This window comes from Calothrix sp. CCY 0018, from assembly GCF_963920925.1.
GTDB lineage: Bacteria > Cyanobacteriota > Cyanobacteriia > Cyanobacteriales > Nostocaceae > Rivularia.
In genome coordinates this window covers 30,463-48,707 of sequence record NZ_CAWUDI010000022.1, presented here as the reverse complement: position 1 = coordinate 48,707, position 18,245 = coordinate 30,463, and the positions used below count along the sequence as shown (strand labels likewise).

Genomic DNA, 18,245 nt, shown 5'->3' with positions numbered 1-18,245 from the left:
CAAAAGCTTATGTAGCAATATTATTAAAAATAAGTTTGTAGTATTTAATTGCCCTGATTTGTTGGAACATATTGGTATTAAATTTAGCCATATAGTAATACTATCAATATTTTTTACAGTATTTTGGTGGCAACAAATACATTCTAAAAATTTAATTATTTAAGTTCGACACATAAGGGAGCAAAAAGCCCTGACATAACGTCCATAAGCTTTAACTGTCAAAATGCTTATCTCAATACTTTAATTTATAAAGTTTAGTTTTAGCTATGATATTTTTGCTATCAAGTAGATTGATTTAATGCAATATAAGAGGAATAATTTGATCGGGTTCGGGCTTTCGCAAAATTTTGATTATTATAGGAATTTAGTTTACATCAAGCTATTACCAGTTTTATGACATAACATTATTTTATTAGATTTTAAAGCAATTTAAAAGACATACCCGCAATCAATCAAATATCAGTCGGTATACCGTTATGAAAGTATTTTATTATGTCTGGAATATCTAAAGTATCGATAGAAAAAATCAAATACGGTAACAATCGTCGTCCTATTAATGATGAAAAAGTCGAGCAGTTAAAAAAATCTATAGAGCTAAATGGCTTGCTTAATCCAATAACGGTAGACCATAATTTTAACTTGATTGCTGGATTGCATCGCTTAACAGCCCTCATGTTGCTGGGTTATAAACAAATTGAATGTAATATAGTTACCTATGATTCCGACGAAAACGCCAGATTAGCCGAAATCGACGAAAATTTAATTCGTAATGAACTAGAACCCCTTGAAAGAGGCAGGCTGGTATTAGAACGAGAAAAAATTCTTGTAAAATTAGGAATGAGAGCAAAAGCAGGAGATAATCAATACACTCTCAAAGCTTCAGAAAATGGTGGTGAAATTATTTCACCACCTCCCAAAACCACCCAAGAATTAGCAAAACAGGCCGGTTATAGCGAACGCAGTTGGCAGCATGACAAGCAAATAGCCAGAGATATAGCCCCAAAAATTCAGAAAATCATTCAGAAAACCCCCATCGCGGACAAAAAAATTACCTTGCTTTCGATTGCTAGAACTGGTAGAAAAGAACGAATTTTAGCAGAAAAAGCTTTAAAAGCTTACGAAGTAGCGAAAAATAAAGGCAATTACGAAGAAGCCGAGCGAGAAGCCAAAATTGCCGCAAAATTACGCGCTCAACAAGAAGAATTGCAGCTACAAGCCTTTCACAGCGCAATGGCAGAACTTGAGGCCAAATCCGGAACTAAGAAGGAACAACAAAGAGTGGAACAGCCAAAAATTCTCAACTCGCTAATTTTTAATCAAGAGTCGCCTTCATTAATTGGCGATAAATGGACTTTAGGCAATCGCCATCTTGTATACTACGGCGATACTGCTCAAAAAGACTTTATTCGACTCTTACCCTCAAACGCTGCTTTGGCAATCGCCACTTTTTCAGATGTATGGAATCACGATTATTTGGTAGATGAAGCTTCTGTTGTAGCTGTATTGCGTTCGGAAAACAATATTTATCAATTTTGCAGCACTACTCGGATGAATTTTCAGTACGAATTGTTATTAGGCAAAATATACGTTGGTATTTTTTCGCGAGAAGCAATATCCAAACCACAGATACCAGTAAATTTGGACAATGTGGAAGGGATAATACAGTATTTGATAAATATGTTTACAACTCAAAACAATTATGTAATTGCACCATTTATGGGTAACGGCGAAATTTTAATGGCTTGCGAAAAAATGCGCCGAGTTTGTTTCATCGGCGACGAAAATTTAGATTCAATTCGTAGTGGAATATCCCGTTGGGGAAGATGGATGGATAAACAACCTGAGAAGATAGCGCGTTCTAATTATTTGTATTTTTGAGATGGGGGGATGGGGGAAAATGTGGGTTGAAAATACCTGGCGGTTAAAACCACGGCTACACAAACAAAACCCCTCCGGGTTGAAGAAATTATGAAAAATACCTGGCGGTTGAAACCACGGCTATACAAACAAAACCCCTTCGGGTTGAAGAAATTATTAGTCCACGGAGGTGGACTTCGGCTGTGTAGCAGCGGTTTCAACCGCCAGACAATTACCAATTACCAATTACCAATCCCCAATCCCCAATTCCCAATTCCTAATACTGCTCAAAGCGAACTATGTCTTAATTTCGCTTAGTTCTTATCTATTCTTTCTTCTAATAATCAAAGTATCTAAATTGGCAATTCTTCATTTAAAACAATTAGTAAAACTTAAAAGATTCAATAGTAACTATTTTTGTTTATGTAAATTGATATATTCTAAATTGATATATTAACTTGATTTTTAACCATTAATGATTACGGATATTTTTTTAATTATTATGTTCCCCTGAATAAATATACATATATCTGAGAATCAATTTTAAACTGTATGTATCTGGGAATTACCGATATTCCTTTACAACAAACTTACAGCTACTTCATAATCAACAAAAGCTTATATTTCTCAGGCTTTTTGTTGAATTACCCTTAGCTATGTGAAGTTTTTTATGATACAGCGAATGGAATATTTTCGTTCTAATTAACAGTTTTAAAAATCTATATTTATTTCCAAATTGCTCAAAACGGTATTATCTGCTTTGTTTAAGCTGTGCTACTGTTGGTATTAATTCTAATGATTTCAAGTATTTAGATATTTAATGATTAGTTCATTCGTAACGGATAATTAAAAATTAAAACCAGTCTAATTACTCTGTTTTCTTAGTTGGCATGATTAGTCGATTTATCACGATAAAATCATTATTTAATTGGTGCGGGTGAGTCAAGTATTTATCAAATGGTTTTTAATATTTTAGATGGTGTGATTTTGTAACTAAGTTGTCAAACATTATTGTTTACAGTTCATAAAATTATCTTCCAAGGCGTTTTAATTAGCTATGGCATTTATTAAAATACAGAACGTTGTCATTAATACGGATTACATAGCCGCAGTCAGGTTTAATAATCAAAACGGCTCCGATAAAAATAGCGTTTCTGTTTTAGTAGCTACTCCCAAACCTGCCCTGTTTGAATGGCAAACAGTGTCTTCAAATAACCATCCACAAGAATGGATGGAATTCACGGGGCAAGCTGCAAAGGCATTAGAAGATTATTTTTCTAGCTTCAATAATGTAATTGACCTTTTGCCCGAATGTCACGAAATAACTGTTATTTAGTTTGTTTCCTCTAACCTGGGATAGACGCGCAATGGGGATAAAATATTGGAAAGTATAAGTAGGGGAAATTATCTAAACATTTTTAAAACAACAAATTAATCGGAGTTGCGTTTCTTCTGATATTTTTGCCAAAGAAAAAGTATTTATAATTTACTTATCCAGGTTTATTATCCAATGAAGGAATTAATTGGGCAGCTATGCTATCTATTTACTCGTGGTAGCTATAGCTGAATTTTATAGTCGCTACAGTTCCGATTAAATCGCTTGAAGGCAAGTAACAATACTAAATTCATTTTATGTTTTATGTCCGCTCAATCCATCGATAAGGCATTGGCGCAATTGGAAGAACAAATTAACAATTGCGAAAAGGCTGTGAAGAGGTTTATTAAGGTCAACAAAGAAAAAATGCCCTCAAAAGATTCTATGTCAATGAACAAAGTTAACAGGCAATTGCAACATAATCCTATAGCCATTGTTGGAATGGCATCCATTTTTCCTCAAGCTAGAAATATACAGGAATATTGGCAGAATATTGTTTCGGAAATAGACTGCATAACCGATATTCCCGATACTCATTGGAATGTAGAAGATTATTACGATAGCAATCCTAGAACAAAAGAAGATAAAACTTATTGTAATAAAGGTGGATTTATTCCCTTCGTTGACTTCAACCCGATGGAATTTGGTATTCCGCCGAATATTTTAGAAGTTACGGATGTTTCGCAACTATTAAGTTTGGTAGTTGCGAAGGAAGCTTTGGAAGATGCTGGCTACAGTGAGAAGCGCGAATTCAACCGCGATAATGTCGGAGTTGTCTTAGGCTCTGCGGCTTTGAAGTTGGGTGTGCCGCTTAGTTCGAGGTTGCAGTATCCTATATGGAAAAAAGCTTTAAAAAGCAGCGGTTTATCTGACGAAGATACACAAAAAATTATTGAAAAAATTCAAAGTGCTTACGTTGAGTGGGATGAGAATGCATTCCCTGGAATGTTATCGAATGTAATTTCTGGACGTATTGCCAACCGCTTTAACTTGGGCGGGCTGAACTGTACGGTGGATGCTGCTTGTGCTAGTTCTTTAGCTGCTTTAAAAATGGCGATCGCCGAACTGGCAGAGCATCGCAGCGATATGATGCTTACTGGAGGTGTTGATACAGATAATTCGGTTTCAGCATATATCAGTTTTAGTAAAACACCTGCGGTTTCTCCTGGCGACAAAGTTAAACCTTTTGATGCAAAATCCGACGGGATGATGTTAGGTGAAGGTTTGGGAATGATAGTTCTCAAGCGTTTGTCGGATGCAGAAAGAGATAATGATAAAATCTATGCAGTTATTAAGGGTATTGGTACTTCTAGCGACGGCAGATTTAAGAGTATTTACGCACCCCGTAAAGAAGGGCAGCTTAAAGCTTTGCAACGCGCTTATGAAGATGCAGGTTTCGATCCTTTAACTGTAGATTTAATCGAAGCCCACGGTACCGGGACTATGGCGGGCGACCCCACCGAGTTTGCTTCCTTGAGAGAATATTTTAGTCAAGACAATTCCAAGGGACAGCATATTGCATTGGGTAGCGTTAAATCGCAAATTGGACACACCAAAGCTGCGGCTGGTGCGGCTAGCTTGATTAAAACAGCTTTGGCGCTGCATCACAAGGTATTACCACCCACCATCAACGTATCCTCCCCCAATCCCAAACTTAATATTAACCATTCTAATTTTTACTTAAATACAGAAACCCGTCCCTGGATTCGTGCTAAAGGGGAAGCCCCCAGACGTGCTGGTGTAAGCTCTTTTGGCTTTGGTGGAACCAATTATCATGTAGTCTTAGAAGAATATAACAGCGACCACGATAGTGCATATCGCTTGCATAGCGCACCCGCTCAAGTGCTGTTGTTTGAAGACGATCGCACTCAATTATTGAAAACCTGCGAACAGACTTTAGAAAAGTTGCAATCTACCGCAGGAAATAACCATTATTCCGAACTGGTAGAAGCGAGCAAGTTTAAAGAAATTCCTCAATGTAGCGCAAGAATCGGGTTTGTTGCATCCTCTTTATCCGAGGCTTGTAAAAGACTTAAAGTAAGCATCGACTTGCTGAAAAACAAACCGTCGGCAACCGAATGGGAACATCCTACCGGAATTCATTACCGTTCCGAAGGTATGGATTTGAGTGGAAAAGTAGTTGCGTTGTTCTCCGGACAAGGTTCGCAATATCTGAATATGGGCAAAGAAGTATTAATGAACTTCCCCCAAGTGCGGCAACTATACGGTTACATGGATAGTTTGTTGCTCAAGGATCATTTGCAACCGCTTTCGGAAATTGTCTTTCCCCACCCGGTATTTGGCGAAAACGAGAAAAACGCTCAAATCGCGGCATTACAACGCACCGAATACGCCCAGCCAGCCATCGGAATGTTGAGCGCAGGATACTACAAAATATTGCAACAAGCCGGATTTAAACCTGATTTTGTTGCCGGACATAGTTTTGGAGAATTAACGGCACTGTGGGCCAGTCAAGCCTTAAGCGACGCAGATTATTGCGCTTTAGTTAAAGCTAGAGGCCGAGCAATGGCCGCACCAGAAGATCCTAACTACGATACCGGCGCAATGCTGGCGGTAAAAGAAGACGTAGATAAAATCGAAACAGTACTTAAGCAGTATCCCGAAATCCAGATTGCCAACTTGAACTCACCCCGTCAAGTCGTATTAGCTGGCCCCACACCAGTAATTCATCAACTGCAAAAGATTCTTCACGACTCCGGATGTGCTGCTGTAGTGCTACCAGTAGCCGCAGCATTCCACACACCATTGATAGCCTTCGCTCAAAAAGCATTTGCGATCGCAACCAAAAGCATCACCTTTAAATCACCTCAAATCCCCGTCTACACCAACGTTACAGGAAAACAGCACTCTACAGATCCCGCAGAAGTACAAAAAACCCTTGAAACACAACTATCCAATTCAGTACTATTTAAACAGGAAATCGAAAACATCTATGCAGACGGCGGTTACTGCTTCATAGAATTCGGGCCTAGAAAAATACTCACCAACTTAGTCAAAGATATATTAGGCGATCGCCCTCACATGGCAATTGCTTTAAACTCAAGCCCCAGAAAAGATAGCGACTACTGTTTAAGAGAAGCTGTAATTCAGTTACGAGTTGCCGGGATAACTTTGAAAAATCTCGATCCTTATCAATTAGTAGAGCCAATCAAACCTGCTGAAACTAAGAAAGGGTTGAATATCAAATTAAACGGTAGCAACTATGTATCAGAGAAAACAAAGCAGAGATGGGAAAAAGCTATTAGCGAACCGCATCAGGTAGAGATTTCTGCCAAATCTGACACAGCAACTGTTTCAGTAACTTCTTCTAGTGCTTCCGGTAACGGAGACGAGGGGACAAGGGGACAAGGGGACAAGGGCACAAGGAGACAAGGAGATAAGGAGATAAGGAGACAAGCAGAGAATATAGAAAATTTTAGTTCTTCCCAAACTTCTATCCCCAATCACAACAACGGAAACGGACATCACAAACCAGTAGCAATAGAAGAGAAGGAGAAAGAGAAACAAGTCGCTGAAGTAGAAAATTCTACCCCCTCTACCCCCTCCCCCACTTCGCAGTCAACTTCTAAATTAAATATGCATATGCAAAGTAAGCCTAACGAACTTATAAATTACGAACAAGTTTTAGAAAGCTTAGAATATGTCTTAACTCAATTCGGACAAAATCAAAGCGAGAATTTGCAAGTTCATGCTCAATACCTCAACCATCAAGTTGAATACATCAAAACATTTTTCCAACTGATGGGGCAGCAGAATTCCTTGTTTGCTAAAACTGAGTCTGAGGGCGAAACACTCAAGCCAAAAATTATCGAAAGCTTAGAGCGCGGTATGGTTCAGTTCCACAGCCATCAAGGAGATACCCTCAAAGTTCACGAACAGTATTTACAAAATCAAGTAGAATACACCAAAAACTTCTTCCAACACATCCAGCAAGAATACGAACAGGTAATTCAAAACGAAGGTATTACCGAGCAAGAAGTTAAAACAAGCTTGAGTGTACCCGTCACCAATAAAACTTCACAACCAACCTCAGAAAATACCGTTACCGAAGAAATTTCTACTAATGGAAATACCCCCACAGTTGAAACCAAAAATGAACCACTACCGGAACCTGTAGTAGCTGTTACAAACAAAGCTTCACAACCCGGTAGCGAAAATACCATTACTGAAGAAGAAACTTCAACAAATGGTTTTACTCCCCCCATCTCCCCATCTCCCCATCTCCCCACCTCCACCTCCCCATTCGTAGACTTATCAGGTTTAGATACAAACCTCCTAGCTATCACCAGTGAAAAAACGGGTTATCCTGTGGAAATGCTGGAGATGGATATGGATATGGAAGCTGATTTAGGCATCGATTCTATCAAACGAGTGGAAATTATGGGTGCATTGCAGGAAATGTATCCCGATTTACCCAAGTCTGATAACGTAGAAGAACTAAGCGAACTGCGTACAATCGGTCAAATAGTAGAATATTTACAGTCTCTGTCTTCGGGTGATTCTAATAACAGCACCGTTGAAATACAAACTGCTGAAATTGAAAGTCAACCTACAGTTGATATTTCTATCCCAGAAACAGTGGTAGAACCGGAAGAAGCAGAAACCGTAGAAAATATCGAACCCGAACTAAGCACAGAAATCGTTTCAGCCAGCGTTGATACCAGCAACCTCGGTCAAACCATGCTAGAAATAACCAGCGAAAAGACGGGTTATCCTGTCGAAATGCTGGAAATGGAAATGGATATGGAAGCCGACTTGGGTATTGATTCCATTAAACGGGTAGAAATCATGGGTGCATTACAAGAAGCATACCCGGATTTACCCAAACCCGATAACTTAGAAGAAATCAGCGAATTAAGGACAATCGGACAAATAGTTGAATATCTCCAGACATTATCTGGAGGAGAAAAAAAAAAGCTACAGTCTGACATCAGCCAGCCATTAAATCAAATCGGGGGAGTTGCAAGACATCCCGCTAAATTGCAATTCCTTCCCGAACCCGATTTTTTAGAATTTGCACTACCAGAGGGAAACATCATTTTAATTACCGATGATGGCTCCCTCACCACCGCCGAATTAGCCGAATCATTAACTCAAAAGGGTTTGAAAGTCGTAGTTTTAAGCTTTCCCCAATCAATAATTCCCACACGTTCGGTGCTACCGAGCAATATCAAAAATATAATTTTAGAAGACACAAGCGAAAAACATCTAGAGCAACAGCTAGCAGCAATTGCAGCTAACTGCGGTTCCATAGGAGCTTTCATCCATATTCATCCAATATTTAACAATGCTTCCAACCAGATAAACTACTCTCCCGAAGAAAAGGCGATCGCAAAACTTGTCTTCTTCATTGCCAAGCATCTCAAAAAATCCCTGAATGCAGCAGCAGAAAGCGGATACAGCTGCTTCTGTACGGTAACTCGACTCGATGGCGCTTTTGGATTAGAACAAAAAATTAACTTTGGCGCTATTGCTGGTGGATTATTCGGATTAACCAAAACACTTACTTGGGAATGGGGAAAAGTTTTTTGTAGAGCAATTGATATACACCCCGAAATCGATCCTCAAAACTGCATCAACCACATCCAAGCCGAACTACACGATCCCAATCGTTTAATCACCGAAGTTGGCTACGGCACCCAAGGAAGAACGACTATTACGGTTAGTGGTTAGTGGTTAGTTGTTAGTTGTTAGTGGTTATAACCCATTACCTAATACCCATTACCCATTACCCATTACCTAAAAAGCAGTAGAGACTTCGCAATTGCGAAGTCTCTACGGGGAACTAGGAGTTGGGGGTTAGGGGTTGGGAAAAGGAGTCCTTATAAGCTAAAGAAGGTAGATTTTTACAACTTCCTTGAACTATTTGGAACTCCGTCTTCAAAGTTAGGAGTTTTGAATTACTTACTAATATACCATGTCTGGAAATCAAAAAGCTAATTATATTGGTCGCATTGTTGATTGGAGCAAACAAGCGCCTATTAGAGCCGCAAAAGTCATATTTGATGATAATAAAGGTAATTCCGTGGTTTTATACACCGATATCGAAGGAATTTACCGATTTACAACAAATACTGATGACAAAGGAGTTCTCCAGGGAGAGATAACAGTAGAAGCGAACGGTTATCAAACCCACAAATCAAATATTAATTTACCTGGAGATAAGCATGACTTAGGCGATATTACACTGATTGGAGGTACAAGTCAGGTAACTGTGACTCCTCAACCGGATGTAAGTCATACATCTAATACATCTAATACATCTAATACATCTAATATATCTAATACATCTAAATCTAATAGGAATAATAGTAGTAATAGGGATAACACAAATAATAGCGATACCGATCAATTAATTCCAATATTAATAGCATTGATGGTAACTTTTTTCACATTTACAACATTTGCTATCGTATCCGCTATTAGAAAAGAGCGCTTTAATGACAGACGCGATAATTACATTAATTTTCGACAATTACCGATTCATGAGGTCAAAGGTTAAAGGTTAAAGGTCAAAATTTTCCTTGTCTCCTTGTCTCCCTTTTTTTACTAATTATCATTCAGAAAATCTATGAAAACAGCAACTTCAATTAATCCCGAATCGGTTTTCCTTGTCAGTGGTGGAGCTAAAGGTATTACTGCAAAATGTGCGATTGAATTGGCAACGCAATATCCGTGTAAGTTTATTTTACTAGGTCGATCGCAACTTTTAGAATCCGAACCTTTATTTGCAAATAATTGCTTTGATGAAGCAGTTTTAAAAAAACGGATTATGGAAGATTTGCTTGCTAGGGGAGAAAAACCTACTCCCATGCAGGTGAAAAAGATTTATAATCAAATTATTTCTGACCGAGAAATAAAACAAACTTTAGAGACAATTAAACAAGTAGGAGGTGAAGCTGAATATCTTAGCGTTGATGTTACAAATACTCACGATTTACAACAGCAAATAACCGCTGTAACAGAAGTTATGGGTGAAATAACTGGTATTATTCATGGTGCGGGTAATTTAGCTGATAAGTTAATTGAAAAGAAGAGTACGGAAGATTTTGAAAAAGTTTACAGCGCTAAAATCCAAGGTTTAGAAAATCTTCTTAGCTGCGTGAATCTTCCTCAATTAGAACATTTAGTTTTATACTCTTCTATTGCCGGTTTTTACGGTAATGTCGGTCAATCGGATTACGCTTTAGCTAATGAAATTCTGAATAAATCGGCTCATCTGCTCAAACAACAATATCCCCAATGTCATGTAGTGGCTATCAATTGGGGTGGCTGGGATAGCGGTATGGTAACGCCGGAATTGAAGAAAGAATTTGCCCGTAGAGGAATTGAAATTATTCCGGTAGAAGCGGGAGCGAAAATGTTAGTTAACGAACTTCATAATTCTTACCGGGATTCTACACAAGTTGTAATTGGTAGTCCGATTTCTCCACCTCCAGCACCGTTAAATTATAATTCTCAGTTAAGAAGTTATCGCATTCATCGACGATTAACCCAAGCAGCTAATCCTTTTTTACAAGATCATATAGTCGGTGGAAAGCCAGTTTTACCTGCTACTTGTGGAACCCAATGGATGATTAATGCTTGCGAACAGCTTTATCCAGGATATAGGTTTTATTACTATAACAATTTTAAAGTATTGAAGGGAATACCTTTCGATGAAAAACTGGCAGAAGAATATATCCTAGATTTAGAAGAAACTGCTAAACACGAGCATCAAGAAATAGTTTTTAAAGCGAAAATATGGAGTAGGAATAAAAACGGAAAACTTAACTATCATTTTAGTATTGATGATATTCATTTATTACCGCAACATACCCCAAGTCCGACTTACGAAAAATTAAATATGGCAGAAGATAATATTATTACTATTAAAGGTAATGAGTTTTATCAAGAAAATCCCGCAATATTTCCTTTATTCCACGGGGATTCTTTTAAAGGGCTGACAAAAGTTTTAAATATTAGTCCAGAAAAAATTACTATCGAATGTGTCTGGAACGAAATCGATAGAAAACAACAAGGGCAGTTCCCGGTTATATGGGTAAATCCTTTTTCTGTTGACTTGAGTACTCATCCTTTATGGGTTTGGTTGCAGCACTATCATCAAGAAGTTTGTTTACCCGCCCAAATCCAGAAACACGAACAATTTGCAGCAACCCCTAGCAATAAACCTTTTTACGTTTCTTGCGAAATTATAAGTAAAACAGCTACCAGCGTCGCAGCCGATTTTACAATACACGACAATCAAGGCAAAATTTATTCCCGCTTACTGGGTGGCAAAGGAATTATTATTCCAACTAAATCTTTAAAGAGTTAGGAGTTAAGAGTTACTAAGGTTTAAGGTTAAAATTCTCCTTGTCCCCTTCTCCCCATCCCCCTATTCCCCACTCCCTTAATTAACTGATAACTGTTCACTGTTAACTGAATAAAAAGTATGGAAAAAATTGCGATCGTTGGGTTCTCATGTTTATTCCCGGATGCTAAAAATGCTGAAGAGTTTTGGCATAATTTAATTGAACAAAAGGATTCTACTTCCGAGTTAAGTATTGATGAGATTGGTATAGAACCAACTATATTTTACGATCCGGTAAAAGGAAAAGCAGATAAAGTTTACTCCTTGCAAGGGGGGTTTGTACGTAATTTTAAGTTTGATGCATCGGGATATAATCTTCCCTCTTCGTTGCTACAAAATCTAGATGACACCTTTAAATGGTCGCTTTATGCTGCAAAGCAAGCATTACAAAATAGTGGTTACTTGGAAGACAAGTCTGTTCTTTCCAAATGTGGAGTACTGTTGGGCACACTCTCGCTACCTACGAAATCATCAAATCAATTATTTGAACCGCTTTATCAACAGGTGTTGAATCCTGCAATTGCAGAACTTTTGCAGCAAGAGGATTTTGCCACCGCAAGTTTACCTAACTCCGAAGAGACATCATTTTATAACGGTATGATATCGGGTTTACCCGCTGCTATCATTTCTCAAGCTTTATCTCTCTCTCACATCCATTTTTGCCTGGATGCTGCTTGTTCCTCACCCTTATATGCTGCTAAATTAGCATCTCATTATCTATGGACACACAAAGCTGACTTGATGTTAGCTGGTGGTATTAGTTGTGCCGATCCGATATTTATCAGGATGCTTTTTTCGGGCATCCAAGGCTATCCAGAAAACAACGATATTAGCCGCCCCTTAGATAAATCTTCCAGGGGATTAATTACCTCGGAAGGCGTGGGAATGCTCGTTCTCAAACGCTATAGCGATGCAGTTAGAGATGGCGATCGCATTTACGCCTCAATAACGGGTAACGGACTTTCTAACGATGGTAGGGGTAAACATTTACTCAGCCCCAACCCCAAAGGACAAACTTTAGCTTTTGAAAAGGCTTATTCGGAAGCTGATATCAATCCCAAAGTTCTCGACTATATGGAGTGTCATGCTACTGGAACTTTATTAGGAGACAGTACCGAATTTAATTCTGTCGAAACTTTCTTTGGTAAATATCAAGCAACTCCGTTTACGGGTTCGGTAAAATCCAATATCGGACATTTGCTGACTGGTGCTGCTAGCGCGAGTATGATAAAAGTACTCTTGAGCATGAGCAAGGGTATTATTCCCACAACTATTAATATTACAGACCCCATCGGTTCGGAAGATAACGTAATTTCACCGAGTAGAATTGTAACTAGTCCAACTAACTGGCACTCAAAAAGCGGTTCGATAAAACGCGCTGGAGTTAGTGCTTTTGGCTTGGGTGGGACTAACGCACATCTAATTTTAGAACAAAATAAAAACACTACATCTGAAGAATTGAACCAACCCCTCAAACTCGCTAAAATGGCGATTGTGGGAATGGATGCCTTTTTCGGTGGTTGCGATGGGTTGGATGCTTTTGAAAGCAGTATTTACCAAGGAAAACAACATTTTATTCCTCTACCCGATCAAAGATGGCATGGTGTAGAAAATAAAACAGAACTACTGGAAAAATATAATTTACCTGAAGGTAAAGCACCTACGGGAGCTTATATTAGTGAATTTGAAATTGATACCGTATCTAGTAAAATTCCCCCCAATGAGTTAGAAAAACTCAACAAACAACAACTGTTAATGCTCAAAGTAGCCGAACGCGCTTTGAAAGATGCTTCGGTAAACGAAGGAGACAAGGTAGCAGTTTTAATCGCTACTGAAGCCGAACTTTCCGTTCATCAACTCCAGCAGAGATGGAATTTAGACTGGGAAATTAAAGAAGGATTGAATGCTAACGCAATATCATTATCTTCTGATAAACTGTCGAAGTTAGAAACAATAGTTAAAGACGGAATTCACCACCCCGCTGATAGCAGCGAGTTTGTCAGCTATATTTCTAATATTATGGCGAGTCGTATTTCCTCGCTGTGGAATTTTACTGCTCCCGCATTGACCATTTCCGCTGGCGAAAACTCCACGTTTAAAGTTTTAGAAGTAGCGCAACATTTATTAACTACTGGGGAAGCAGATGCCGTATTAGTGGGTGCCGTGGATTTAGCTGGCGGTATGGAACACGTTTTATTAAGAAATGAGTTATCAACAGTTAATACAGGTGTAAATACTCTTTCTTATGACCAAAAAGCCAATGGGTGGGCGGTTGGCGAAGGTGCAGGTGCAATAGTATTAAAACGACATCAAGTAGCAAAACAGGAAAACGAGTGCATCTACGCGGTAATTGATGCAGTTAGTTTCAAGCAAAAAAATGCTACCAAAAATGATTTGCAAAGTCGTTTGGGTTCCACGGATGCTAACACCGTTGAAGATGCTTGTAATAAAGCTTTTGATACGGCAGAAATCAAAAATAAAGATATATCTTATCTTGAAGTTTTCGCTAGTGGCATTTCCCAAGAAGACGAAGCAGAAATTGAGGGATTACTTCGGGCTTATCCAAGCGGTGCAAATAAATTAAACTGTGCGATCGGCAGCGTTAAAGCTAATATTGGTCACACCTATGTTGCCTCGGGAATTGCGAGTTTAATTAAAACAGCTTTGTGCCTCTACTATAGATATCTTCCTGCAACTCCAAAATGGACTGGCGTAAAAGATATTAACAAGTGGGAAAACAGTCCTTTCTATGTTGTTCCGGAATCGAGGCCTTGGTTTCTTAATCCAGACACCGAGAAAAGAACCGCAGCCATCAACAGTATGGGTATAGATGGAACTTACGCCCATTTAATAATATCTGAAGAACCAAAGAAACAAGACCGCAGCAGCAGATTTTTGCAGCAAATGCCTCTCCAACTGTTTGCGATCGCTGGTAATAATCGCGAAGATTTACTACAGCAAGTTGAAAATTTGCAAAATGTAGTAAACGAGGGAAGTTCTCTTCCCCTAGCTGCTAAAACGACTTTTGCCGATTATCAAAAACGCAACAAAGAATATACTTTAGCAATTTTGGCGCGTAATTCCAAAGAATTAGCCAGAGAAATAGAAGCAGCCATCAAAGGTGTTAATAATGCATTTGATAAAGGTGAAGAGTGGCAAACTCCACTAGGCAGTTATTTTACAGCCAAACCGTTGGGTAAAAAAGGAGAAGTTGCATTTATCTATCCTGCTGCGGTTAATTCTTATCTCGGTATCGGTAGAAATCTCTTCCGTTTATTTCCTCAAGTTCACGATGATATCATCCTGCAAAATTTAGATAGTCGTGTTAGTCACGTTGAAAAGTTAGTGTATCCTCGCAGCTTGAATAAACTATCAAGCAGAGAATTAGAAGGATTAGAAAAACAACTGCTAGATGATTCATCGGCAATGTTTGAAAACGAAATAGTCGTAGCCAGACTGCTTTCTAAAGTGCTTCAAGATAACTTCCAAGTAAAACCAAAATTTGCTTTTGGTTACAGCTTGGGTGAAGTTAGTATGATGTCTGCTATCGGCATATGGAATCAATTTGGTCAGATGAGCAACGCTTTAAACACCAGTACCTTATTCGGAGACAGATTATCAGGTGCGAAAAACTGCGTTAGAGAATTTTGGCAGCTACCACCTGTAGAAAAATCTCCAGACAATAATTTCTGGTGTAATTACGTTCTGATAGCCACACCATCCCAAGTTAGGGAAGCTATCGCAGCAGAAAACCGCGTTTACCTGACTCAAATCAATACGCCAGAAGAAGTAGTAATTGCAGGTGAGCCAGCAACCTGCGAACGAGTTATAAAAAAACTGGGTTGTAATGCATTCCGGGCACCATTCGATCATGTAATTCACTGCGAAGCGATGGCTTCCGAACACAATGAGATTGCCAACGTTAACACTTTACCAATTCAAGAAAATCAGCAAAATCTAATACTTTATTCTGCGGCAAAATATGCGCCAATAGAATTAGAAAGTAAAGCCATTGCTGAAGGTATCGCTACAGGGCTTTGTAAAGAACTTGATTTTCCTCGACTGGTTAACCAAGTTTATAGCGATGGTGCGAAAATATTTATTGAAACAGGTGCTGGAAACGTTTGTTCTCGATGGATTGATAAAAATTTAAGCGATAAAGAACACATGACAATTGCCCTTAATCGTAGAGGCTTAGACGACCATAGTAGCATTCTCAAAGCATTAGCAAAACTAACGAGTCACCAAGTTGATTTAGATTTATCGCCGCTATATTCCACAGTGGAAGAAAGCAGTAAAAAAGCTAAACTTAGTCAGAGAAAAGTTACATTAGGTGGTCATAATATTACTGAAAGTATTTTAACGGCAGAAAATAAAAAGCTGTTCCAACAATCGGAAGTTAATCCAAAGCCTGTTGAAAAAGAATTAGCGGCTAAGATAACTGAGAAAATAAAAACAGCACCAAAACCTGTTGAAAAAGAATTTATTGCCAAAACTACAACATCCCAACCAAAAGAAACAAACTCCCCCGCAGCAGCACCGAAAAAACCAGAAGTAAGTCCTATGAACGCCGTACCCAAACAAAAAATAGAGCGATTAAATGCGGCAAAAACTACTTCATATGTTGCATCTACCACACCAAAAAAATTAGCTTCAACTCAAAATGTGACTAATTATAGTCAATATAAAAAAGTAAACACAAATAATTTAATGGTTCATAAAACCCACTCTACATTCTTAAAATCGCGCCAAGATTTTAGCCAACAATTAAGCGAAATAATTCAACTACAAATCGCTTGCGCCGAACATTTGACTGATAATTAACAATTATTCGTTTGTAGTAAGGACCGTCTTTCCTGATATTAAGGCATAAATTCCTTACTACGTTAGCGGAGCGTGTCCGTTAGCGAAGCGTGTCCGCTAGGACATTAGGACATACCTTTCTTACTTCATGTAAATACTGATAACTAACGTGCAAATATTAGACAAAGTGCTAAACAAAGAAAACAACGGACTTGTATTTCAAGGTTCTACTTCAGCTAAAAATCGAACTTGGAAAGGTTCAGTAAGCTGTATTTCCTTCGATCCAGAAGGAATCAAAGAACAATTGCTTGAAACTGATAAACCTTGCTATATCGTTAAAGTTGGAGACAGAATTGGAGTAACTAATTACGGCTATTGTCCTCTCGATAACAGTCAACCAGCGGAAATAGAATTATTAATTGCAGCTCCACCTGTTTTTACTAAAAGCTTCGGCGACCCCCATTTCATTAATTTTCATAATCTCAAATATGCTTATACAACTGGTGCAATGGCTGGGGGAATAGCCTCTGAAGAAATGGTAATTGCCCTGGGTAAAGAGAATATTTTGAGTTCCTTTGGTGCGGGTGGTTTGAGTTTAACTCGCTTAGAAGAAGCGATTAAAGTAATTCAAACATCTTTACCTAATGGTCCTTATGCATTTAATTTAATTCATAGTCCTAACGACCCCGAAATAGAAAGAGGTGCTGTAGATTTATATCTAAAATATGGAGTAGAAACTGTAGAAGCTTCGGCATTTTTAGATTTAACTCCTAACATTGTTTACTATCGTGCGGCTGGATTAAGTTTAAATTCAGCTAACCAAATTCAAATTAATAATAAGGTAATTGCTAAAATTTCTCGTCGAGAAGTTGCGAGTAAATTTATGCAGCCAGCACCCTTGAAAATGCTCAAGGAACTGGTTGAAGAAGGCTTAATTACCGAATTACAAGCAACCCTTGCAGCACAAATTCCTATCGCAGATGATATTACCGTAGAAGCAGATTCTGGCGGTCATACAGATAACCGTCCTTTGGTTTGCGTACTACCTTCTATAATTGCTTTAAAAGACGAAATACAGTCAAAATATAATTACGAAAAACCCATTAGAGTTGGAGTTGCCGGAGGAATTTCAACACCTCAATCGGCTTTAGCAGCTTTTATGATGGGTGCCGCATATGTAGTTACTGGTTCAATAAATCAATCTTGTTTAGAAGCAGGAACTTCTACACATACCAAAAAACTATTAGCACAAGCTGATATGGCCGACGTAATGATGGCACCAGCTGCTGATATGTTTGAAATGGGAGTAAAACTACAGGTTCTCAAACGCGGAACTATGTTTCCACTGAAAGCACAAAAACTATACGAAATCTATCGAAATTATAATTCTCTTGACGAACTTCCATCAGCAGAAAAAACAAAATTAGAAAAACAGGTTTTCCGCAAAAGCATCGAAGAAGTGTGGCAAGAAACCGTTGTTTATCAATCCAAAAGTAATCCTGATAAATTAACCAAAGCAGCTAACAACCCTAAATATAAAATGGCGTTGATTTTCCGCTGGTATTTAGGATTATCTTCCAGATGGTCTAATTGCGGTGAAAAGGGAAGAGAAGTTGATTATCAAGTATGGTGCGGCCCCGCAATGGGTAGCTTTAATGACTGGGTGCGAGGTTCTTATTTATCAGAACCAAATAATCGTCAGGTAGTTGATGTTGCCAACCAAATGATGAAAGGAACTTCCTATTTATATCGCATCCAAAGTTTGAAAATGCAAGATTTACAACTAGATAATTTCTATTCTCAATATCACCCTGTTAAATTTACATCTTAGGATTT

8 protein-coding genes are annotated in these 18,245 nt (G+C 38.4%); all 8 read left to right on the top strand.

From position 1 onward, the window contains the following. The first annotated feature begins 492 nt into the window (after positions 1-492). The 8 genes from ACM03V_RS17020 to ACM03V_RS16985 all read left to right on the top strand — a co-directional run bounded on the left by ACM03V_RS17020 (position 493) and on the right by ACM03V_RS16985 (position 18,240). A complete protein-coding gene (locus ACM03V_RS17020; RefSeq protein WP_414621982.1) occupies positions 493-1,878 on the top strand; it encodes a ParB N-terminal domain-containing protein in 1,386 nt (461 codons plus the stop codon). 90 nt (positions 1,879-1,968) lie between these two features. Beyond that, a complete protein-coding gene (locus ACM03V_RS17015) occupies positions 1,969-2,175 on the top strand; it encodes a hypothetical protein (RefSeq protein ID WP_414621981.1) in 207 nt (68 codons plus the stop codon). A 739-nt stretch (positions 2,176-2,914) separates the two neighbouring features. Next, positions 2,915-3,193, top strand: coding sequence for a hypothetical protein (locus ACM03V_RS17010; protein ID WP_414621980.1), 279 nt, complete (start codon positions 2,915-2,917; stop codon positions 3,191-3,193). Positions 3,194-3,496: 303 nt separating this feature from the next. Continuing rightward, entirely contained in the window at positions 3,497-8,926 is a 5,430-nt protein-coding gene (locus ACM03V_RS17005; protein ID WP_414621979.1) for a beta-ketoacyl synthase N-terminal-like domain-containing protein, read from the top strand. Between the two features lie 244 nt (positions 8,927-9,170). After that, positions 9,171-9,755 (top strand): carboxypeptidase-like regulatory domain-containing protein, encoded by a 585-nt coding sequence (locus ACM03V_RS17000; protein WP_414621978.1) that lies wholly within the window; start codon positions 9,171-9,173, stop codon positions 9,753-9,755. Positions 9,756-9,824: 69 nt separating this feature from the next. After that, positions 9,825-11,570 carry an SDR family NAD(P)-dependent oxidoreductase gene (locus ACM03V_RS16995; RefSeq protein WP_414621977.1) on the top strand — a complete coding sequence of 582 codons (1,746 nt, stop codon included), beginning with the start codon at positions 9,825-9,827 and terminating at the stop codon, positions 11,568-11,570. Positions 11,571-11,687: 117 nt separating this feature from the next. Continuing rightward, positions 11,688-16,430, top strand: a complete 4,743-nt coding sequence (locus tag ACM03V_RS16990; protein ID WP_414621976.1) for a PfaB family protein — start codon at positions 11,688-11,690, stop codon at positions 16,428-16,430. A gap of 166 nt (positions 16,431-16,596) precedes the next feature. Continuing rightward, positions 16,597-18,240: a PfaD family polyunsaturated fatty acid/polyketide biosynthesis protein gene (locus tag ACM03V_RS16985; protein WP_414621975.1), complete on the top strand. Its 1,644-nt coding sequence runs from the start codon at positions 16,597-16,599 to the stop codon at positions 18,238-18,240. Positions 18,241-18,245: the final 5 nt, after the last annotated feature.

Coding starts and splice junctions, on each gene's coding strand:
- ACM03V_RS17020 (WP_414621982.1), top strand. CDS start 493: ATGTCTGGAATATCTAAAGTATCGATAGAAAAAATCAAATACGGTAAC.
- ACM03V_RS17015 (WP_414621981.1), top strand. CDS start 1,969: ATGAAAAATACCTGGCGGTTGAAACCACGGCTATACAAACAAAACCCC.
- ACM03V_RS17010 (WP_414621980.1), top strand. CDS start 2,915: ATGGCATTTATTAAAATACAGAACGTTGTCATTAATACGGATTACATA.
- ACM03V_RS17005 (WP_414621979.1), top strand. CDS start 3,497: ATGTCCGCTCAATCCATCGATAAGGCATTGGCGCAATTGGAAGAACAA.
- ACM03V_RS17000 (WP_414621978.1), top strand. CDS start 9,171: ATGTCTGGAAATCAAAAAGCTAATTATATTGGTCGCATTGTTGATTGG.
- ACM03V_RS16995 (WP_414621977.1), top strand. CDS start 9,825: ATGAAAACAGCAACTTCAATTAATCCCGAATCGGTTTTCCTTGTCAGT.
- ACM03V_RS16990 (WP_414621976.1), top strand. CDS start 11,688: ATGGAAAAAATTGCGATCGTTGGGTTCTCATGTTTATTCCCGGATGCT.